The organism is Streptomyces sp. NRRL F-5650, from assembly GCF_000721365.1.
In the GTDB taxonomy this organism is placed as follows: domain Bacteria; phylum Actinomycetota; class Actinomycetes; order Streptomycetales; family Streptomycetaceae; genus Streptomyces; species Streptomyces ardesiacus.
Genome location: NZ_JOGV01000002.1, coordinates 123,067 through 142,656, shown reverse-complemented (window position 1 = coordinate 142,656; position 19,590 = coordinate 123,067). Strand labels below are relative to the sequence as shown.

18 protein-coding genes are annotated in these 19,590 nt (G+C 75.3%); 3 read left to right on the top strand and 15 right to left on the bottom strand.

The window, feature by feature from the left end:
* Positions 1 to 52: 52 nt before the first annotated feature.
* From IG88_RS38300 to tsaB, 8 genes are all read right to left on the bottom strand, one after another.
* A complete protein-coding gene (locus IG88_RS38300; RefSeq protein WP_158853760.1) occupies positions 53 to 3,397 on the bottom strand; it encodes an SAV_2336 N-terminal domain-related protein in 3,345 nt (1,114 codons plus the stop codon).
* A gap of 2 nt (positions 3,398 to 3,399) precedes the next feature.
* Complete coding sequence (locus tag IG88_RS0103625; RefSeq protein ID WP_031034832.1) at positions 3,400 to 4,350, bottom strand: AAA family ATPase; 951 nt, start codon at positions 4,348 to 4,350, stop codon at positions 3,400 to 3,402.
* Positions 4,347 to 6,491, bottom strand: coding sequence for a trypsin-like peptidase domain-containing protein (locus IG88_RS0103620; RefSeq protein WP_031034830.1), 2,145 nt, complete (start codon positions 6,489 to 6,491; stop codon positions 4,347 to 4,349). The genes IG88_RS0103625 and IG88_RS0103620 overlap by 4 nt, the downstream gene beginning before the upstream one ends.
* 3 nt (positions 6,492 to 6,494) lie before the next feature.
* Positions 6,495 to 6,893 (bottom strand): CU044_2847 family protein, encoded by a 399-nt coding sequence (locus tag IG88_RS0103615; RefSeq protein ID WP_031034829.1) that lies wholly within the window; start codon positions 6,891 to 6,893, stop codon positions 6,495 to 6,497.
* Positions 6,894 to 7,007: 114 nt separating this feature from the next.
* The gene (locus tag IG88_RS0103610; protein WP_031034826.1) at positions 7,008 to 7,262 is read right to left on the bottom strand and encodes a hypothetical protein; all 255 of its coding nucleotides are present in this window, start codon (positions 7,260 to 7,262) and stop codon (positions 7,008 to 7,010) included.
* On the bottom strand, positions 7,259 to 8,395 hold the full coding sequence (gene tsaD / locus IG88_RS0103605) for a tRNA (adenosine(37)-N6)-threonylcarbamoyltransferase complex transferase subunit TsaD (protein ID WP_031034824.1): 1,137 nt from the start codon (positions 8,393 to 8,395) through the stop codon (positions 7,259 to 7,261). The genes IG88_RS0103610 and tsaD overlap by 4 nt, the downstream gene beginning before the upstream one ends.
* Positions 8,388 to 8,873 carry a ribosomal protein S18-alanine N-acetyltransferase gene (rimI, locus tag IG88_RS0103600; protein WP_051851751.1) on the bottom strand — a complete coding sequence of 162 codons (486 nt, stop codon included), beginning with the start codon at positions 8,871 to 8,873 and terminating at the stop codon, positions 8,388 to 8,390. Before rimI ends, tsaD begins: the two co-directional genes overlap by 8 nt.
* A 47-nt stretch (positions 8,874 to 8,920) precedes the next feature.
* Complete coding sequence (tsaB, locus tag IG88_RS0103595) at positions 8,921 to 9,574, bottom strand: tRNA (adenosine(37)-N6)-threonylcarbamoyltransferase complex dimerization subunit type 1 TsaB (RefSeq protein WP_031034819.1); 654 nt, start codon at positions 9,572 to 9,574, stop codon at positions 8,921 to 8,923.
* Positions 9,575 to 9,812: 238 nt separating this feature from the next.
* Here tsaB and IG88_RS0103590 point away from each other — a divergent pair, with 238 nt between their 5' ends.
* A complete protein-coding gene (locus IG88_RS0103590) occupies positions 9,813 to 10,367 on the top strand; it encodes a hypothetical protein (protein ID WP_031034818.1) in 555 nt (184 codons plus the stop codon).
* Between the two features lie 54 nt (positions 10,368 to 10,421).
* Here the strand turns inward: IG88_RS0103590 and IG88_RS38295 are convergent, their stop codons facing one another.
* The 4 genes from IG88_RS38295 to alr form a co-directional block, all read right to left on the bottom strand.
* Entirely contained in the window at positions 10,422 to 10,676 is a 255-nt protein-coding gene (locus tag IG88_RS38295) for a hypothetical protein (RefSeq protein ID WP_078861388.1), read from the bottom strand.
* A 144-nt stretch (positions 10,677 to 10,820) separates the two neighbouring features.
* Positions 10,821 to 11,342 carry a tRNA (adenosine(37)-N6)-threonylcarbamoyltransferase complex ATPase subunit type 1 TsaE gene (tsaE, locus tag IG88_RS0103580; protein ID WP_030400248.1) on the bottom strand — a complete coding sequence of 174 codons (522 nt, stop codon included), beginning with the start codon at positions 11,340 to 11,342 and terminating at the stop codon, positions 10,821 to 10,823.
* The gene (locus IG88_RS0103575) at positions 11,311 to 12,555 is read right to left on the bottom strand and encodes an alpha/beta fold hydrolase (RefSeq protein WP_031034816.1); all 1,245 of its coding nucleotides are present in this window, start codon (positions 12,553 to 12,555) and stop codon (positions 11,311 to 11,313) included. Before IG88_RS0103575 ends, tsaE begins: the two co-directional genes overlap by 32 nt.
* Before the next feature lie 94 nt (positions 12,556 to 12,649).
* Positions 12,650 to 13,825 carry an alanine racemase gene (alr, locus tag IG88_RS0103570; protein WP_031034813.1) on the bottom strand — a complete coding sequence of 392 codons (1,176 nt, stop codon included), beginning with the start codon at positions 13,823 to 13,825 and terminating at the stop codon, positions 12,650 to 12,652.
* 72 nt (positions 13,826 to 13,897) lie between these two features.
* Here alr and IG88_RS0103565 point away from each other — a divergent pair, with 72 nt between their 5' ends.
* The gene (locus IG88_RS0103565; RefSeq protein ID WP_030400245.1) at positions 13,898 to 14,269 is read left to right on the top strand and encodes a holo-ACP synthase; all 372 of its coding nucleotides are present in this window, start codon (positions 13,898 to 13,900) and stop codon (positions 14,267 to 14,269) included.
* A 165-nt stretch (positions 14,270 to 14,434) separates the two neighbouring features.
* On the opposite strand, the gene IG88_RS0103560 is transcribed toward IG88_RS0103565, so the two are convergent.
* A complete protein-coding gene (locus IG88_RS0103560) occupies positions 14,435 to 15,061 on the bottom strand; it encodes a helix-turn-helix domain-containing protein (RefSeq protein WP_031034811.1) in 627 nt (208 codons plus the stop codon).
* Positions 15,062 to 15,151: 90 nt separating this feature from the next.
* Between IG88_RS0103560 and IG88_RS0103555 the strand changes: the two genes are divergently transcribed.
* On the top strand, positions 15,152 to 16,612 hold the full coding sequence (locus IG88_RS0103555) for a bifunctional ADP-dependent NAD(P)H-hydrate dehydratase/NAD(P)H-hydrate epimerase (RefSeq protein WP_031034809.1): 1,461 nt from the start codon (positions 15,152 to 15,154) through the stop codon (positions 16,610 to 16,612).
* Positions 16,613 to 16,713: 101 nt separating this feature from the next.
* Here the strand turns inward: IG88_RS0103555 and glmS are convergent, their stop codons facing one another.
* Together glmS and IG88_RS0103545 are read right to left on the bottom strand one after the other, a co-directional pair.
* Positions 16,714 to 18,561 (bottom strand): glutamine--fructose-6-phosphate transaminase (isomerizing), encoded by a 1,848-nt coding sequence (glmS, locus tag IG88_RS0103550; protein ID WP_031034807.1) that lies wholly within the window; start codon positions 18,559 to 18,561, stop codon positions 16,714 to 16,716.
* Positions 18,562 to 18,674: 113 nt separating this feature from the next.
* Complete coding sequence (locus IG88_RS0103545; protein ID WP_031034805.1) at positions 18,675 to 19,481, bottom strand: hypothetical protein; 807 nt, start codon at positions 19,479 to 19,481, stop codon at positions 18,675 to 18,677.
* Between the last annotated feature and the right edge of the window lie 109 nt (positions 19,482 to 19,590).

The following is a 19,590-nucleotide window of genomic DNA, read 5'->3' as shown; positions in this document are numbered from 1 at the left end:
GCCACCCAGGGTCGTCAAAACATTAGGTGATGAATTCGAAACATTCGATGTTTCAGGCGTCGCGCGCCGCCAGGTCGGCGAGGTTCAGGAACGCCTCCGTGGTGGCCGGGCGCAGCCTGCGCAGCTCCCAGCCCGGGGACTGCAGGGCCCCGTCGAAGGGCACGCGCACCACCTGTTCGGGCTCGACGCGCAGCCGTGGGGCGAAGTTCTCCGGCAGCTCCCGTACGGAGGGCCCTCCGGTGTCGGTGACCACGACGAGGGCGGTGCGCGCGAGGTGCTCCCGGCCGGCGCCCCGGACGAGGGTGAGGACGCGCACGGCCGCGTCCAGGAACCAGTCGGCGGGGCCGCAGCACAGGATCAGCCGGTCGGTGTGGTCGAGGACGGCGGCGGCCGACCCGTCGAGCCGCAGCGGGGCCCAGTCGGTGAGGACGAAGGGGTAGTAGTGCGCCGTCTGCGCCAGGACGCGCACGTACTCCTGCTGGTGCGCCGGGTTGGGGCTGAAGTGCCCGCTGCGGTGGGCGACCACCTCCAGGCCGGAGGGCAGCCGGGTGGTGCGGGCGCGGATCTCCTCGTAGGGGACGTCGGCGGGCAGTGCCGCCAGGTCCCGTACGACGGCCGGGTTGCGGCGGGTGAGGAAGGCGTCCAGCGAACCCTCGGAGGGTGACCCGTCGAGGGCCAGGACCGGCTCGCCGCGTACGGCGGCCAGGAGGGAGCCGAGCACCATCGTGGTCGTGGCGCGCCCGCTGTAGTGGTAGGCGCCGACCAGCGTCAGGCGCCTGCTGCGCGGCAGGGGCGTCCGCAGCCGGTCCAGACGGTGCAGGGCCTGCCTGCGGGCGGTGCCGAAGCGCGGCAGCCGCAGCTCCGGGCGCGGGGCGCCGGCGTCCGGTGCGGGCGGGGTGAGCGGACCGCGCGGGGCCCGGCTCTCCCACTCGGCGGTCGGGCCGCCCCCGGACAGTTGGAGCCGGGTGCGGGCCACGTACCGGGCGAGGACCTCGGCGACCTCGCTCGCGGTGGGCCGCACGGCGGGCTCCGGGTCGACGCAGCGCAGCACCAGCCGCCGCAACTGCTCCCAGGTGTCGCCCTGCCACAGGTGCATGCCCTCCGGCAGCGACGGCAGGTCCCAGCCGGCCTTGCTGCTGATGACCTGGAGCAGCTCCCCCAGCGCCCGTACGTTGTCCTCGCGGGTGGGCACGGCGCCCGGGCCCAGGTACACGCCGTCCACGGCACAGTCCGACAGGTCGCCCAGGACGACGGTGCGCCGCAGGACGTACACGCTGTCGGCGTCCAGCGCGGCGGGCACGAGGTTGTTGAGGTGGCACAGGGCCACCGCGTTGGCGAGGTAGCAGGAGACCAGCAGGCCCCGCAGGGTGTCGAAGGGGGCGGTGCCCTCGGTCAGGGCCCGGTCGAAGAGTTCCGTGAGCCGGGTGGGCTGGACGTCGGGGTCCCCCTCGTCCGAGATCGCCGTCATGGCGAGCCAGGGCGGGGAGTCCTGGAGCCCGGCGGCGAGCAGCACCGGCGCGTGCTGTCCCTGGAGGCGGCGCAGCGCCTCCGCCTCCACCGTGACGAGCTGGGCGTTGACGGCGGGCAGGTCGGGGCGCGGCACCCGCAGGACGGCCGTGCTGCCGCGGCCGTCGACGCCCCGGTAGAGCAGGGTGCGCCGGCCGCGTCGGCGGCCGCGCAGCTCGTAACCGCCGAGGCGGGCCGGATCGTCGTCGGTGAGCGGCTCCCAGAGCCCGCCGCCGGTCCGGGCTCCGGCACCGGCCGTGCCCGGCCGGCCGCGGCCCAGGGCGGGCGACGCGCCGCCGACCGACACCCCGAACCGGGCGAGCAGCCTGCGTTCGACGCTGGTGAACGGCTGCTGGGAGCCGGGCAGGCTGTCGGAGCCGTCGGGATGGAGCAGCCAGGCCGGAAAGTCGGGGGAGTTGCCGGCGAGTTCTTCCAGCCGTCGCCCGATCCGGCGGCCGGTGCGCAGCAGTTCGGCCTGCGGGACCGCGTCGAGCAGTACGGCCTTGGAGGTGTCGGAGAAGTCGAAGACCCGGTGCTTGGCGGGCAGCGGCCCCGACACGGGCGCCGGGTGGGGCCGGACCAGGCCGCCGAGGAACACCTCCGCGAGGTGGGAGGTGGTGGCGGCCCAGGGCACCGCGCTCTGCACCAGCCGCATCACGGGCACGGACAGCGGCGCGACCGCCGCGAGGTGGGCGGCCAGGCGGTACGCCTCGGGGGTCGCCGCGTCCCGGAAGTGCTGGGCGCCGCCGAGGTCCCGGGCGGGAGCGACGGCCGCGTGCCGGTCGGGGCCGGCCAGCAGCGGAAGCTCCACGGTGGCGCCCGGCGAGGCGAGCAGCCGGGCCCAGACGCCGAGGGAGGCGACGGTGGGTTCCAGGACGGGGACCGGGATGTCGTCGAAGCGGCTCAGCTCCGGGGGCAGTACGGGGTCGACGACCTTCCAGGAGGTGTTGGCGCCGCCCACCCGCCGGGTGGTGGCCTGCCAGCGTTCGGCGGCGATCCCGGATGCCTCCCACATGTCGGGCGGCAGGGTGTGCAGGACCGCGACGGGACCGCGCGCCGCCCGCTCGGCCAGCAGCGCGTGTACGGCGCCCGAGCGCCAGGCCGGGCCCATGCCGTCGCTGACGACCAGCAGCAGGGTGCGGCCGGAGGGGTCGTTGACGGTGCTCAGCGGCAGCTCGGTACCGGCCGGGGCGAACGGCCGTGCGTGCAGGCGCGGTCCTGCCGCGTTGCCCGTGTCCAGGCCGAGGACGCGGGTGACCGCGAAGGCCCCCAGGCGTTCCAGGAGGGTGCGCAGCTCGGTGGCGAGCCGGTGCCAGAGCAGCATCGACAGGCCGTCGTCGACGAGCAGCGTGAGGTTGAGCCAGCGCTCCCGCACCGGCCGTTCCACCACGTCGGGCAGCTCGGTCTCGGCGAGCTGGGCGGCCGTGCGGTCCTCGTCGATCTCCGTGCGGTGGCGGCTGTCGTGGCGGCGGCGCAGCGGCCTCAGCGACCGTCCGAGCGCCAGCTCGCCGTCGAGCGCCTTCTCCTCCGGGACGCGCACCGGCAGCGCCCTGCGGGGTTCGGGGACGGTGGCCGCGAACCGGGGCGGGGGCTCGGGAGCGGTCCGGGCGCCCGCGTGCAGGGTGGCGGGGCTGGTCAGGTCGGGCAGGTCCGGGTCGCCGGGCTCGGGCGCCGGCCGTCGCGGCACGGGCCGCTCGGGGGTCCCTGAACCGTCGGCCGGCGCGGGCTCCGGGGCGCGGGCGGGTGCCTGCCGGTGGAGGGGTGCCTCGGGGCCCGCCGGCAGGTGCCGGGCCAGCCAGAGCACGTCGAGGACCTGGTCGGCGTCCAGGTCCACCCGGCAGGCGCCGAGGAGCCGCAGCACCTCGGCGAGCCGCTCTCCCCCGGCGGGCACGGTCACATCGCCCCGGTGAGCTGGTGCAGGACGGCGTCCAGCAGGCCCTCCGCGTCCAGGTCGACGCCGCCGGCGCGCAGGAACACCGCGTTGAGGAGCTGGTCGGTGGCGAGTTCGCCCAGGGCGCGGCGGCGCAGGAACGCCCCGATCAGGTCGTCCGCCTCCCGCATGGCCTCCTCGCCGAGGTGCGCGACGACGATGGTGCGCAGCCGCTCCTCGTCGGGCAGCGGCAGGTCGAGGCGCAGGCAGCGGCGCAGGAACGCCGGCGGGAAGTCCCGCTCGCCGTTGCTGGTGATGACGACGACGGGGAACTCGGCGCACTGCACCAGCCCCTGGTGCACCCGTACGGTGCCCCGGTGGTCGTGGGTCTGCACCTCCACGTCCGCCATGTCCTCGGGCAGCCGGGTCAGTTCGGGGATGTCGAAGAAGCCCTCCTCGAAGACGGTGAGCAGGTCGTTGGGCAGGTCGACGTCGCCCTTGTCCATCTCGTCGATGAGCAGGCAGCGCGGCACGGCCGACGGCACCAGCGCGGTGCCGAGCGGGCCGAGCCGGACGAAGGTGCCGATGGACGGCTCGACCTCGCCGCGGTCCCGGCTCAGGGTGGTCTCGCGCAGCCGCCCGATCGCGTCGTACTGGTAGAGCGCGTCCTTGACGGTGGAACGGCTGTTGACCGGCCAGCGCAGCAGTTCGCCCAGGCTCAGTTCGTGGGCGACGGCCCGGGCCAGGGAGGACTTGCCGGTACCGGCCGGACCGGTCACCAGCAGCGGACGGCGCAGGTGCAGCGCGGCGTTGACGACGTCGGCGTGCTGCGGGGCGATCACGTAGGGCAGTTCGGGACGCGTCGTGCGGGTGGGCACGAAGCGTCGCCACGGAGGGGCCGCGGGCAGGGCGACGGGCCGGGGCGCGCCGTCGCCGCGGAAGAGGCGCCACTCGGCGTCGGCAGCGGAGGTCATGGGCTCTCCTGGGGTTCGGTCAGGCGCAGACGGGGCACGGTGCGGTCGGCGTCCGCCCAGGCGAGGACCGGACGGCCGGGGTAGTCGGGCGGGCTGGCCTTGGCACCCGCGCGGTAGTCGCGCACGCCGTCGGGCAGTTCGCGGGTGGCCACCCGCGCCATGTGGCGAACGGTGTGCGCGGCGCCGTCCCGGCCCCGGTCCCACACCACTACCGGTATGCCCAGGGCGAGGCAGGTCTGCACGATGCCGTCCCGCGGGCCGGGCGGTACGTCCACACAGACGCGCACCGTGTCGAGTTGGTTGACGAGCCGGGAGTAGATGGTGTCCCGGTCCATGGTCTCGGAGACCACGAAGGTCTTGCCCGAGTCGAGCCGGTTCCAGCGGCTGCGCCAGTGGGACATGAACCGTCCGTGCCGGCGCAGGAGTTCGGGGCAGTGCACGACCAGCGGGAACTCCACGCCGAGCACCCCGGGCACCAGCGCGTCCGGGTCCCGGACGGTCCACTCGTCGACGGGCAGGTTGAGCCCGGCGCGGTCCACCAGCACCTCGACGAGGGGAGGCCGTTCGTCCTCGGCGGGCGGGGTGAGGGAGTCCAGCACGCGCAGGACCTCGCGGGCCGCCTCCGGCGCGGAGTACGAGCGCACGCTGTCGGTGGAGACCTGGCGCGGTCCGGCACCCTCGTCGCACCAGATGCGCAGCCGGTGGCGGCCCTGCCCCGCGGGGTTCACCTGGACCAGGACGCGGACGCGGAAGGCCCGGGACCGCAGGGAACGCGCCCACTCCTGGGCGTCGAAGCGGCGTTCGCCGAGGGCGGCGCGCTCGATGCCGAGCCGGGCCGCCACTCCGTCCGACCACAGCCGCAGCGCGGCCCGCCGGGGACCGCACAGGGCGGCGACGTACTCCATCACCCGCAGCAGCGCGGGGACCCGGCGTTCGCCGCTGGGTGCGCGGCCGTCGCCGGGCAGCGCCTCCAGGTGGTCGAGCAGCGCCTCCGCGCCGTCCCCGCCGGGCAGCGCCGCCAGGTGCGGGAGGGCGGCGCGGACCGCCTCCGGGAACCGGGCGAGCACCTCGGGCGGCATCGCGCGCAGGTGGCCGCGCAGGGCGGTGTGCTCCTGCGGGGACAGCAGCTTGGGGGTGTGGGAGAGCCCGCCGACGGCCAGCACGCGGTCGGCGTCCTGGGGAGCGCCGCGCCGCAGGGTGCCGGACAGCGCCGCCAGGGCCCGCGGGTGGCTGAGCAGGAACCGGGCGAACTCCTCCGGCGTGGGCGGGACCACGTCGCTGCCGGACGTGACGCCGCAGGCCCGGGCCAGCCGCTGCGCACCGGCCACGAGGCTGCTCGGCGAGGGGAAGGCGTCCTCGATCGCCTCCGTCAGCAGCAGGAGGGCGGGGTCGTCGGGGTCGGGTGCCCCGGGCTCCTCGTCGTCCAGGACGCCCAGGGGGCGCAGTTCGTCCTGGACGCGCTGCCAGGGCACGCCCCAGCTACGCCGCACCAGGTGCTGGGGGCTGTGCGGGAGCGCGGCGCCGGTGGCCCGGTCGCGCGGCGGCATGAAGTGGGCGACGACCAGCCCGACCACGGCCTGCTCCGTGCCGCACCACAGCGGGCCGCCGCTGTATCCGGGGCCCACCGCCATGCCCGTGGGGGCGCCGTCCAGGTAGGCGCGGGCGCCCACGGGCCCGTGGACCGTCAGCCGGGCGTACGTGGCCGCTTCGCCGCTGCCGTGCCAGGCCCGCACCCGCTGGCCGGGTGCCATCGCCGTCAGCCGGGGCGCCGCGGGCAGGCCGCCGGGAGAGCCCGCGATCCGGAGCACGGCGAGGTCACCGAACCACTCGTCGGTCCCCGGCGGCACCGGCCCGCCGTCCCGGGTGCGCGGGGCGATCCAGCGGGCCACGCTCGCGTGGAAGCGCCGTGCGCCGCCCGCGTCGTCGAGGATCTCGACGGCGACCTGTCCCAGACCGGGCGACCGCGGCTCCAGCATCGGCCTGCCCAGCGCGGCGTTGACGACGTGGGCGCAGGTCAGCACGGTCGCGGAGCCGAGCAGGAAGCCCCCGCCCACGATCTTGCCGTTCTCGGCCCCGCGGACGGACACCACGTGGCGGACGGGGTCTTCGACTTCACTCGCCGCGGTCCCGAACCACCCCACGCCTCACTCCCCCGTGGCTGCCGGACCGGCCGCGGACGCCGTCGGGCTCCAGCTCGCGGTGACGGTGAGGTGGGCCGTCCCCGTGCCGCCCACGATCCCGAGCTTGAGGTCCTGGCCGACCTGGACGCCGAAGGTGACGCTCAGTTCGGTGGGCGGGTCGGGCACGGCCGTGGCCGCGTCGTGGACTTCCTGGAGCAGCGGGCCCAGCGGACTCAGCGCGCCGCGCAGGGCCCCGGCCGCGAACCGGGCCACGGACCCCGTCCCGCGCGCCACGGGCACCGCCCGCCCCATGCCCTCCGGCAGGTCGTCGTCGGACGGCGCCGCGGGGGTGCCGTCGGCTGGCGCGAGCAGGAACCGGACCGGGCTGCCGTCGTCGAGCGTGAGGTCAGGTGTAGTGGACACGCCTCATATTGTCGTCTTCGGCGGCGACTTCGGCAGTGATCTCTGCCAACTCGGTTACGGGATCGATGCATTGCCCGCGGAATCAGTCACCGTGCCGGTCGTGCACCGCCGCGGTCACCCGTCCACCGACTCGAACCGCCAGCGGTGCACCGCACGCGTCACCAGATCCGCGTCCGGTTCGGGCAGCTCCGGGAGTTCGGCGTCGTAGGCGGCGTCCCACCAGGTGATGACGAGGACGCGGTCCTGCGGGGCCCGCAGGGTCTCGCGGCGGACCGGGGCACCGGCGAGCGGCTGCGCCCGTGCCCAGGCCAGCAGCTCCTCGCCCCGGCCGGGAAGCGCCCGGGCCTCCCACATCAGCGCGACGGTCACGAGTACAGGTTCTCCTTGCTGACCTCGTGCACGTGGTCGTGGCCGTGGTGACCGTGGTGGCCGTGGTCGTGCGTGTGTCCCTGTCCCGGCACGTGCGGGTCCGTCACCGGGAGGGAGGAGTCGGCCGACAGGTCCCAGTCGGAGGCGGCCCGGTTGCGGGCGACCATCTCGGCGCCGAGGGCGGCCACCATCGCGCCGTTGTCCGTGCACAGCTTGGGGCGCGGCACCCGCAGCCGGATGCCGGCCGCCTCGCAGCGCTCCTGGGCCAGGGCCCGCAGCCGGGAGTTGGCGGCCACGCCGCCGCCGATCATCAGGTGGTCGACGCCCTCGTCCTTGCAGGCCCGCACCGCCTTGCGGGTCAGCACGTCCACGACCGCCTCCTGGAAGGAGGCCGACACGTCGCGCACCGGCACCTCCTCGCCCGCCGCCCGCTTCGCCTCGATCCAGCGGGCCACGGCCGTCTTCAGGCCGGAGAAGGAGAAGTCGTAGGCGGGGTCGCGCGGGCCGGTCAGACCGCGCGGGAAGGCGATCGCGTCGGGGTCGCCCTCGCGCGCGTACCGGTCGATCACCGGGCCGCCGGGGAAGCCCAGGTCGAGCACCCGGGCGACCTTGTCGAAGGCCTCGCCGGCCGCGTCGTCGATGGTGGCGCCCAGCGGACGGACGTCGGAGGTGATGTCGGTGGACAGGAGCAGGGAGGAGTGCCCGCCGGAGACCAGCAGGGCCATCGTCGGCTCGGGCAGCGCGCCGTGTTCGAGCTGGTCGACGCAGATGTGCGAGGCGAGGTGGTTGACGCCGTACAGGGGCTTGCCGAGCGCGTAGGCGTACGCCTTGGCCGCCGAGACGCCGACCAGCAGCGCGCCCGCGAGGCCGGGTCCCGCGGTGACGGCGATGCCGTCGAGGTCGCGGGGGCTCACCCCCGCCTCCTTGAGGGCGCGGTCGATGGTGGGGACCATCGCCTCCAGGTGGGCGCGGCTGGCCACCTCGGGGACGACGCCGCCGAAGCGGGCGTGCTCGTCGACGCTGGACGCGACGGCGTCGGCCAGCAGGGTGGTGCCGCGGACGACACCGACGCCGGTCTCGTCGCAGGAGGTCTCGATCCCGAGGACGAGGGGCTCGTCGCGTGGGTCAGCCATGGTGGTCGGTTCCTCGTTCGGTTCCCGGTACGGAGGTGGACGGGTCGGTCAGGCGCATCACCAGGGCGTCCACGTTCCCCGGCTGGTAGTAGCCGCGTCTGAAGCCGATGGGCTCGAAGCCGAAGCGCTCGTACAGCCGCTGGGCCCGGGTGTTGTCCACCCGGCACTCGAGCAGCACCTCGGTGCACTCGAAGGCGGTCGCGGCCCGCAGCAGCCCGGTCAGCAGCCGCGCCCCGAGACCGGTCCCCCAGTGGTCGCGGGCGACGGCGATGGTCTGCACGTCGGCCTGCTCTCCGGAGGTGACCAGGCCCGCGTAGCCGACGACGTGGCCGTCCTCCTCGGCGACGAGGTAGCGCCGGGTCGCCCCCGGTCCGCGCGCGTGCGCCAGCTCGGACCAGAACATCCCCCGCGACCAGGCGTCCTCCGGGAACAGCTCGCGCTCCATGCGGAGCACGGGGTCGATGTCCCACCAGCGCATCTCGCGCAGTACGGCGGCGGGTGCGGGCCCGGCAGTGGCTGACTCGGTCACTTGGGGGTGACCACCTTGTAGTTCTTGGGGACCTGGGCGTCGGGCCGGCGCAGGTACAGCGGCCGGGGCGCGGGCAGCTCCTCCCCGGCCGCGAGCTTCTCGGCGGCCAGCCGGGCCAGGGCGGCGGCGGACACGTGCTCCGGCTCGTGCGCCCGGGGGAAGGTGTCCGGGTAGAGCAGCGCGCCCGCACCGACCGCCGGGAGGCCGGCCACCTGCCCGGCGATGTCGGCGGGGCGGTCGACGGCCAGGTCGGTGAGGCGGGTGCGGGAGTCGGCGTACCGCGCCCAGTAGACCTCCTTGCGGCGGGCGTCGGTCGCCACCACGAAGGGACCCTCCAGGTCGGCGGCGAACGCGAGGCCGTCCAGTGTGCACACGCCGTGCACGGGCACGCCGAGCGCGAGTCCGAAGGCGTCCGCGGTCATCAGGCCGACGCGCAGCCCCGTGTACGGGCCGGGGCCGGTGCCGGCGACGATGCCGGTGACGGCGTCGAGCCGCAGGCCGGCCTCGGTGAGCACCCGGTCGACGGCGGGCAGCAGCAGCTCACCGTGGCGGCGGGCGTCCACCTGGCTCGACGAGGCGATGACGTCCGTACCGTCGTGCAGTGCGACGGTCACGGCGGGCGTGGCGGTATCCAGAGCGAGCAAGAGCACGCAAACAGCCTACGGCGCCCCACGGCCCGCACCGGACGCCCTGTGGACAACCCCGGGCGCACCCGACCCGCCCCGGGCGGCCCGCCACGTGTCGCACATCGCATCCACCCGCTCACGTACTGCTACCGTCGCCCGGTGGGCAGCACGCAGCCCGCGATCCGCGGCCCGCGGGGCTCAGCACGCAGCACGCAGCACGCAGCACGCAGCACGCACAAGTACGACGACGAGGTGGTCGCCCGTGGCAAGCAGCAGCGCCGGTATCGTCACCGGCCTCGTCACCGCGGCCTTCGTGACGATCGGCGTCCTCGCCCACCAGGCCTCCGTCAGCGCCCCGGCCGACCTCGGCCCGGCCCGCGCGACCGTCAGCCCCGCCCCGGGCGCCGTCAAGGCCCCGCGCGACCGGCGGCACCCGGACGCCCTGCCCGCGGGGTCCGGGACGGGTGAACGGGTGGTGTACTCGGTGGACGACGACCGCGTGTGGCTGGTCGGCGCCGGGAACAGGGTGCGGCGCACCTTCGAGGTGACCCCCGGCTCGGTCGACCCGGTGCCGGGCGCCTACACGGTCACCTCCCGGTCCAACCGGATCACCGGGTCCGACGGCGTCCCGGTCGAGCACGTGGTGCGCTTCACCAGCGCCCAGGGCGTGGCCGTCGGGTTCAGCGCGGCGGTCGACGACGCGGACGCGAAGCCCGACCCGGACCGGCCCACGGGCGGCATCCGCGAGTCGCGTGCGGACGGCGACGCGATGTGGGAGTTCGCCACGATCGGGCGCCCGGTCGTCGTCGTGCCCTGACGGACCCTGACACAGGCCAGGCGCGGGCGTCAGGCGCGGGCGCGGGCGCGGGCGTCAGGCGGCCTTGCGCCGGTCGTGGCCGTCACAGGCGACATGGCCGTCACAGCCGTCATGGCCGACCTGGCCGTCGAGGTGCCCGGCCCGGTCGCGGAGCGGTCGGCGGGTCTCCGGCTCGGGGGCGCGGGGCGGCGTCGAGACCGCCTTCGCGGCGGCGCAGGAGGCGAGCAGGTCGCGCATCGGCACCCCGGCGGACGCCGGCGGCTCGGACCTCGGGCGGCCCTGCGGCCGGGGCTGGGACATGGACGACATGGACGCCTCCTGAAGCTCGGGGGCGGCGCAGTAAGGCATGCCTAACTACGAGCTGAGTACCATGTGACCACGGGCAAGACCCCGAACGCAATCTTTTGCCGACGCTTTGTCGGAAAATCCCGCACGGCCGGGCGCCGGGGCGGTTCAGCCCGCGAGGACGCTCACGTCGGCCGTGGCCCACCGCTCGCCGAGCCCGGTCACCGTCACGTGCCGCACCTCGTCGGTGGTGTCGCCGACGGCGCGGTCGATCCGGACCCGCAGCCGGTCCTCGGTCAGCTCCTCGACCTTGCCCTCGCCCCACTCGACGACGATCACGGAGTCGGGCAGGGAGACGTCGAGGTCGAGGTCCTCCATCTCGTCCAGTCCGCCGGACAGCCGGTAGGCGTCCACGTGGACCAGCGGCGGTCCGTCACCGAGCGAGGGGTGCACGCGGGCGATCACGAAGGTCGGGGAGGTGACGGCGCCGCGCACGCCCAGGCCCTCGCCGAGGCCGCGGGTCAGCGTCGTCTTGCCGGCGCCCAGCTCGCCGCTGAGCATGACCAGGTCACCGGCGCGCAGCAGTTTGGCGAGCCTGCGGCCCAGTTCCCGCATCTGCTCCGGGGAGGTGACGGTGATCTCGACGGCGGGGGCGGGCTCAGCCGGGCCCTGTGCTGCTGGTGCTTCCATAGCCGTCCACGGTAGTCGCTGCGGGCACCGCGCCCGCGCGGGCGAGCAGATCGGCGAGGCGGTCGGTGACCAGCTCGGGGTGCTCCAGCATCACCAGGTGCCCCGCGTCGGGGACCAGCACCAGCTCCGCGTCCGGCAGCAGACCGGCGACGGCCTCGCTGTGCTCGCTCGGCGTCACCAGGTCCCGCACCCCGGCCAGCACCAGCACGGGCAGGTCCGCGAAGTGGGCGAGGGCGTCGGCCTTGTCGTGGTCGTTGAAGGCCGGGTAGTACTCGGCGACGACGTCGATCGGCGTGGACTCGATCATCCGCTCGGCGAACCGGGCCACGGCCGGGTCGACGTCCCGGGAGGCGAACGAGTACCGCTTGATGATCCCGGCGAACAGGTCGGCCGTCGCCCGCCGCCCCCGCTCCACCAGCTCGGCCCGCTGCCCCAGCGCCCTCAGCACGCCCGGCAGTACCCGCCGCACCGCGTTGACACCGGCCGACGGCAGCCCGAAGTTGACCTCGCCGAGCCGCCCGGAGGACGTGCCGACGAGGGCGACGCCGACGACGCGCTCGCGGACCAGGTCGGGGAAGGCGTCGGCCAGGGCCATCACGGTCATGCCGCCCATGGAGTGCCCGACCAGCACCAGCGGCCCCTCGGGCGCCGCGGCGTCGATGACCGCCTTCAGGTCGCGGCCCAGCTCGTCGATGCTGACCGGCAGGCCGTCCCGGGTCTGGGTCACGCCCCGCCCGGACCGGCCGTGGCTGCGCTGGTCCCAGTGGACGGTGCGGACCACGCCCCTGAGGGCCGCGCGCTGGAAGTGCCAGGAGTCCTGGTTGAGGCAGTATCCGTGGCTGAAGACGACGGTGACGGGCGCGGGCGTCCGGCGGCCGAACAGCCGCCTGCGGCGCGGCGCGCGGTCGGCCTCGTCCCCGGCCTCCGGACCGAGGTCGTCGACCTCGTAGTACAACGCGGTCCCGTCCTCGGTGTACGCCGTGCCGGGGGTGCCGCGCAGTCCGCCGTACGGGCCCGCCGAGTCCAGGGCGACGCGGGCCTTCTGGCGCATCCCGCGGCCGACGGTGAGCCGCTCTATCGCCACTCCGGCCGCGGCACCGGCCGCGACCACGCCTATCGCGACCCCGGCGATGCCGGTCGCCCGACGCCATCCGCCGGCCTCCGCGGCGGAGGCGACGGCCGCCGCGACGGCCTCCCCGCTGCTCTCGCTCACGTGTACCGCTCCTCTTCGCCGGATGCGCCGGGCCGCTGTGCGCCTGCCCGCCGCCGAACGCCGTTTCACCTGGACGTGCGGTCGCCGCGACCCGTCACTCGTTGACGTAGACGCGCGGGACGCGGCTGCCGATCCGGGTGACGATCTCGTACGCGATCGTGCCCGCCGCCTGGGCCCAGTCCTCGGCGGTGGGCTCGCCGCGGTCGCCGGGGCCGAACAGCACGGCCTCGGCGCCGGGGCCGGGCCGGTCCCCGCCCAGGTCGACGACGAACTGGTCCATCGCGATCCGCCCCGCGACCGTGCGCCACTTGCCGTCGACCAGGACCGGGCCCGCGGAGGAGGCGTGGCGCGGGATGCCGTCCGCGTAACCGAGCGGGACGAGGCCGAGGGTCGTCTCGCCGGGGGTGGTGTAGTGGTGCCCGTAGCTGACGCCGTGGCCACCGGGGACCTGCTTGACCAGAGCCAGGGAGGCGGCCAGCGTCATCACGGGGCGCAGCCCGAAGTCGGCGGGGGTGCCGATCTCGGGGCTGGGCGAGACGCCGTACGTCGCGATGCCGGGGCGTACGAGGTCGAAGTGGGTGTCGGGCAGGGTGAGGGTGGCCGGCGAGTTGGCGATGTGCCGTACCTCGGGGCGCAGGCCCTGCCGCTCGGCCTGGGCCGTCATCTCCCGGAAGCGGGTGAGCTGGGCGGCGATGGAGGGGTGGCCGGGTTCGTCGGCGCAGGCGAAGTGGGACCAGAGCCCGGTGACCCGCAGCAGCCCCTCCGCCTCGGCCCGCAGCGCGGCCGCGACCAGTTCCTCCCAGTCGGCGCCGGGCTGACAGCCGTTGCGCCCGAGACCGGTGTCGGCCTTGAGCTGCACGCGGGCGGGCACCGCGGCGGCCCGGGCCGCCGCGACGACCTCCTCCATGGCCCACATGGCGCTCACCGACACGTCGAGACGGGCCTCGACCGCCTCCCGCCAGGGTCCGCCGGGCGTCCACAGCCAGCACATGATGCGTACGTCGTCCGGCAGCCCTGCCGCCGCCGACCGCAGGGCGAGGGCCTCCTGCGGGGTGGCCGTGCCGAGCCAGGTCGCGCCGGCCTCGACGGCGGCGCGGGCGCAGGGGATCGCGCCGTGGCCGTAGGCGTCCGCCTTGACGACGGCCATGAGAGCCGCCCCGGGGGCCCGTTCGCGCAGGGCGCGGACGTTGGCCCGCAGGGCGGTCAGGTCGATCTCGGCCCGGGCGCGCAGGACCGCGTCCGCGTCCGGCCGAGCAGTTGTCTCGCTCATCGTTCCCCCAGTCTCTCAGAGCACGGGGCCGCCCCCGCCCGGCGCCGCCCGGGGATGGCTAGGGTTCCCGGCATGAGCATCATCGGGGTCGGGATCGACGTGGCCGAGGTCGAGCGGTTCGGGGCGTCGCTGGAGCGCACACCGGCCCTGGCCGGGCGGCTGTTCCTGGAGAGCGAGCTGCTGCTGCCGGGCGGCGGGCGCCGGGGTGTCGCCTCGCTCGCCGCCCGTTTCGCGGCGAAGGAGGCGCTGGCCAAGGCACTGGGCGCACCGGCGGGGCTGCTGTGGACGGACGCGGAGGTGTACGTCGAGGACAGCGGGCGGCCCCGGCTGCGGGTGACGGGGACGGTGGCGGCGCGGGCGGCGGAACTGGGCGTGGCGTCGTGGCACGTGTCGCTGAGCCACGACGCGGGGATCGCGTCGGCGGTGGTGATCGCGGAGGGCTGACGCCGACGGCGGGGATGCCGACGTCCGGGGATGCCGACGGTCGGGAGGTGCCGACTGCCGACGGTCAGGGCCGCAGAGGTCAGGAGTCTCGCTGTCGGGGGGCTCGACGTCGGTCGGGAGTCTCGACGGGGCGAGGGTCTCAACGTCAGGCAAGGGCGCCGGCGGTCAAGGCGGGTCGGACACCGCGTCGGCGGTCGGCCGGACCCTGATGTGCATGCGCTCACCCTGCGCGCCGTAGAGGGCGAGCCACTCGACGGGCCCGTCGCCCGCGTTGGCGATGCCGTGCGGGACGCGGGTGTCGAACTCGGCCGTCTGCCCGGCCGTCAGGACGAGGTCGTGCTCGCCGAGGGCGAGGAGCAGCTTGCCGGACAGGACGTAGAGCCATTCGTGGCCCTCGTGCGACCCCTGCTCCGGTCGCGGTGTCCCCGCGTTCCCCGGAGCGGCCGGGGCGGGGAGGATCTGCTTGTAGGCGTGCAGCCCGTCGTTGGGGTTCCGGGTGAGCGGGACCCAGGTCTGCCCGTGCCGGGTGAAGGGGCGGGGGTGGACGCGGGGGTCCCCGGTGCGCGAGCCGACGAGTTCGTCCAGGGGCAGCCGGTGCGCCCGGGCGAGCGGCAGCAGGTGCCGCAGCCCCGGCTCGCGCTGCCCGGACTCCAGCCGGGACAGGGTGCTCACGGAGATGCCGGTGACGGCGGCGAGCCGGGCCAGGGTGAGCCCGCGGGCCTGCCGGATGGCGCGCAGGCGGGCCCCGAGCGAGGCCATCACCTGTGCCGTCTGGTCGTCTTGGCCGCTCATGGGTCCACTGTCCCCCATCCGTCCGCCGTCGTGGATTCCGGGGAGCGGCGGGCCGTGCGTGTTCCGGGCACAGGGGGAAGACTCGACGGCATGCGGACTGCGTACAGCGTGGAGACGGTCAGGAACGCCGAACGGGAGCTGATGGCACGGCTGCCGGAGGGGGCGCTGATGCAACGGGCGGCGGCCGGACTGGCCGCCGCCTGCGCCGAGGTGCTGGGCCGGGTGGCCGGGCGGGTCTACGGCAGCCGGGTGGTGCTGCTGGTCGGCAGCGGCGACAACGGCGGCGACGCCCTGTACGCGGGCGCGCGGCTGGCCAGGCGGGGCGCGGGCGTGACGGCGGTGCTGCTGGCGCCGGAGCGGGCGCACGGCGGCGGGCTGGCGGCGCTGCGGCGGGCGGGCGGACGGACGCTGGCGGCCGGCGCGGAGCCGGACGCGGCGGCGGACCGGATCGCGGGGGCCGACCTGGTCCTCGACGGCATCGTCGGGATCGGCGGCACCGGCGGGCTGCGCGAGGAGGCCGTGCCGCTGGCGGACGCGGCCGCGCGCTCCCGGGCGGCGGTGGTCGCCGTCGACCTGCCGAGCGGGATCGACGCGGACACCGGCCGGGTGCGGGGGGACGCGGTGCGGGCCGACCTGACGGTGACGTTCGGGGCGCACAAGCCGGGGCTGCTGATCGATCCCGGGCGGGAGTACGCCGGGTCGGTGCGCCTGGTGGACATCGGCCTGCCGCTGCCCGCCGAGGCGGCGGAGCTGGAGGCGTTGCAGCACGCGGACGTGGCCCGGCTGCTGCCGGTACCGGGCGCCGAGAGCGACAAGTACCGGCGCGGGGTCGTGGGCGTCGCGGCCGGCTCGGCCCGCTATCCCGGCGCGGCCGTCCTGGCCGTCTCGGGCGCCCTGCGGGGCGGGGCCGGAGCCGTGCGGTACGTCGGTCCGGCGGGGGACGCGGTGATCGCCCGCTTCCCCGAGACGCTGGTCTCCGACCGGGGTCCGGAGCGGGCGGGGCGGGTGCAGGCGTGGGTGGTCGGGCCGGGCGCCGGCGACGACGCGGCGACGGTGGCCCAGGTGCTGGCGGCCGAGGTCCCGGTGCTGATCGACGCGGACGGCCTCAGGCTGGCCGACGCCGACGCCGTACGGGCGCGCAGGGCACCGACGCTGATGACCCCGCACGCCGGGGAGGCGGCGGCGCTGCTCGGGGTGGGCCGGGAGGAGGTCGAGGGTGCGCGGCTGGCGGCGGTGCGGGAGCTGGCGGCGCGGTACGGGGCGACGGTTCTGCTGAAGGGCTCGACGACGCTGGTGGCCGACGCGCGGGGCGGCCCGGTCCGGGTCAACGCGACGGGGACCTCGTGGCTCGCCACGGCCGGGAGCGGGGACGTGCTGTCCGGCCTGGCGGGTTCGCTGCTGGCGGCGGGCCTGTCGGCGGTGGACGCGGGCAGCGTGGGCGCGTACCTCCACGGCCTCGCGGGCCGCTTCGCGGCACGGGGCGCACCGGCGGGCGCGCACGACGTGGCGGAGGCGGTCCCGCGGGCCTGGCGGGACGTGCGGGGGCGGTGACCCGGGCTCCGGACGCGGGCTGCTCGACCGCGATCCGGGACCCGGAACCCGCGATCCGCAACCCAGAACCCGGGACCCAGACCCGGGACCCGGAACCCGGGCTACTCCACCGTCACGGACTTCGCGAGGTTGCGCGGCTGGTCCACCTCGTTGCCCCGGGCGGTCGCCAGTTCGCAGGCGAAGACCTGCAGCGGCACCGTCGCCACCAGCGGCTGGAGCAGGGTCGGGGTGGCCGGGACGCGGACGAGGTGGTCGGCGTAGGGGACGACCGCCTCGTCGCCCTCCTCGGCGACGACGATGGTGCGGGCGCCGCGGGCGCGGATCTCCTGGATGTTGGACACGATCTTGTCGTGCAGGACCGACCGGCCGCGCGGGGACGGCACCACGACCACGACCGGCAGGTCGTCCTCGATCAGCGCGATCGGCCCGTGCTTCAGCTCGCCCGCCGCGAACCCCTCGGCGTGCATGTACGCCAGCTCCTTCAGCTTGAGGGCGCCTTCGAGGGCGACGGGGTGGCCGACGTGCCGGCCGAGGAAGAGCACCGTGTTCTTGTGCGCGAGGGAGCGGGCCAGTTCCCGTACGGGGTCCATGGTCCCCAGCACCCGTTCGACCGCGCCGGAGATGCCGGACAGGTCGCGGACGACGTCGCGGATCTCGTCGCCGTACTTGGTGCCGCGCACCTGGCCCAGGTAGAGGGCGACCAGGTAGCAGGCGACGAGCTGGGTGAGGAAGGCCTTGGTGGAGGCGACGGCGACCTCGGGGCCGGCGTGGGTGTAGAGCACGGCGTCGGACTCGCGGGGGATCGTCGAGCCGTTGGTGTTGCAGATGGCGAGGACCCGGGCGCCCTGTTCGCGGGCGTGGCGCAGGGCCATGAGGGTGTCCATGGTCTCGCCGGACTGGGAGATCGCGACGACCAGGGTCCGCTGGTCGAGGATCGGGTCGCGGTAGCGGAACTCGCTGGCCAGCTCCACCTCGCAGGGGATCCGCGTCCAGTGCTCGATGGCGTACTTGGCGATCAGTCCGGCGTGGAAGGCCGTGCCGCAGGCGACGACGACGACCTTGTCGACCTCGCGGAGCACGGCGGCGGGGATGCGGACCTCGTCCAGGCTCAGCGTGCCGGAGCCGTCGATGCGGCCGAGGAGGGTGTCGGCGACGGCCTTGGGCTGCTCGGCGATCTCCTTGAGCATGAAGGAGGCGTAACCGGCCTTCTCGGCGGCCGAGGCGTCCCAGTCGACGTGGTACGAGCGGACGTCCGCCGGGGCGCCGTCGAAGCCGGTGACGCGCACGCCGTCCCGGCTCAGCTCCACGACCTGGTCCTGGCCCAGCTCGACGGCGTCGCGGGTGTGCGCGATGAAGGCCGCGACGTCCGAGGCGAGGAAGTACTCGCCCTCCCCCACCCCCACCACGAGCGGCGAGTTGCGGCGGGCGCCCACCACCACGTCCGGCGCGTCCGCGTGCACCGCGACCAGCGTGAACGCGCCCTCCAGCCGCCGGCACACCAGCCGCATCGCCTCGGCGAGGTCGGCGCAGGACGAGTACTCCTCGGCGAGCAGGTGGGCGACGACCTCGGTGTCGGTCTCCGAGCCCAGCGCGTGGCCGCGCTCCTCCAGCTCGGCCCGCAGCGGCGCGAAGTTCTCGATGATGCCGTTGTGGACGACGGCGACCCGGCCCGCGTTGTCGAGGTGCGGGTGGGCGTTGGCGTCGGTGGGCCCGCCGTGGGTGGCCCAGCGGGTGTGGCCGATGCCGGTGGCGGCGGACGGCAGCGGGTGTTCGGACAGTTCCTTGTCGAGGTTGACGAGCTTGCCGGCCCGCCTGGCGGTGGCCAGACCGCCGTCCGCGAGCACGGCGACACCCGCCGAGTCGTACCCCCGGTACTCGAGCCGCTTCAGTCCGGCCATCACGACGTCGAGTGCCGACTGAGGCCCTACGTATCCCACGATTCCGCACATAGGCGGCAGCCTACGAGCAAGATCGGCCGCGAAGCGATCCGAAAAGGGGCTTCCTGTGCCCGAATTCGGAAATTCCCACCGGGGTACGAACGCCGTCCGCCGGTCGCCCGGGGTCAGCCGAGCTTGGCGACCTGCGCGTCGACGACCTGCGCGGGGACCTCGAACTCCGCGCCGGTCATCATCGAGGAGAGGTTGACGGCGCTGAAGGTGACGAGGGTGGCGCCCTTGCGGACCACGACCAGCTTCATCAGCCCGTCGGCGTCCTTGCCGACGTCCACGCCGAGGTTGACGGCGACCGCCTCGTCCCCGCCCTCGGGGGCGGTGGCCGTGCCGACCTCGGTGATCTTCAGCTTGTCGCCGCCCGCCGTCGCGACGAAGCCGCCGGAGCACTTCTCGGCGGCGGTGCCCAACCCCTTCAGCGCCTGCTCGGCGCCGTCGCCCGGGTAGGAGGCGAGGTTCAGCATGATCTTGTCGACGTTGACGGTGGTCATGTCCTGACCGTCCGGGCCCTTACTCTCGGAGGGCGCCTCCGTCTGCCCCTGCCAGGAACGCTTCACACTCGCCGCCGGCTCGCCCTGGGCCACCGCGGACTGGGCGAGGGCGAGGGGCAGACAGGCCGCGTCGTCCGCCGAGACCTGGTCCTTGGCGACGTCGTCCTTCGCCGGGACCTTCGTGGTGACCTCGCCGTTCTTGACGTCGGCCGGTGCGAGGGCGGCCTTCTCCAGGTCGGCGGCGGTCGGCGCGCCGCCCGCCGGGGCGGACCGCCCGTCGTCGGCCGCCGGAGCGGACTGCTCCGCCTTCGCCCCGCCGTCGCCGACCGCGCCGTCGTCGTCGGAGGATCCGCCGCACGCGGTGGCGAGCAGGGCCAGAACGGCGGCCGAGGCGGCGAGGGCGGTACGGCGGACAGCGGTCGGACTCACGTGGGCACTCTTTCGTCGGGATGCACGAGGGGGAGGCGATTGCACCGGGAGACGTCGCGTCGGAGTCTGACGCATCGCGTCACGACCGGCGTGGGAATCCGGTCGGCTT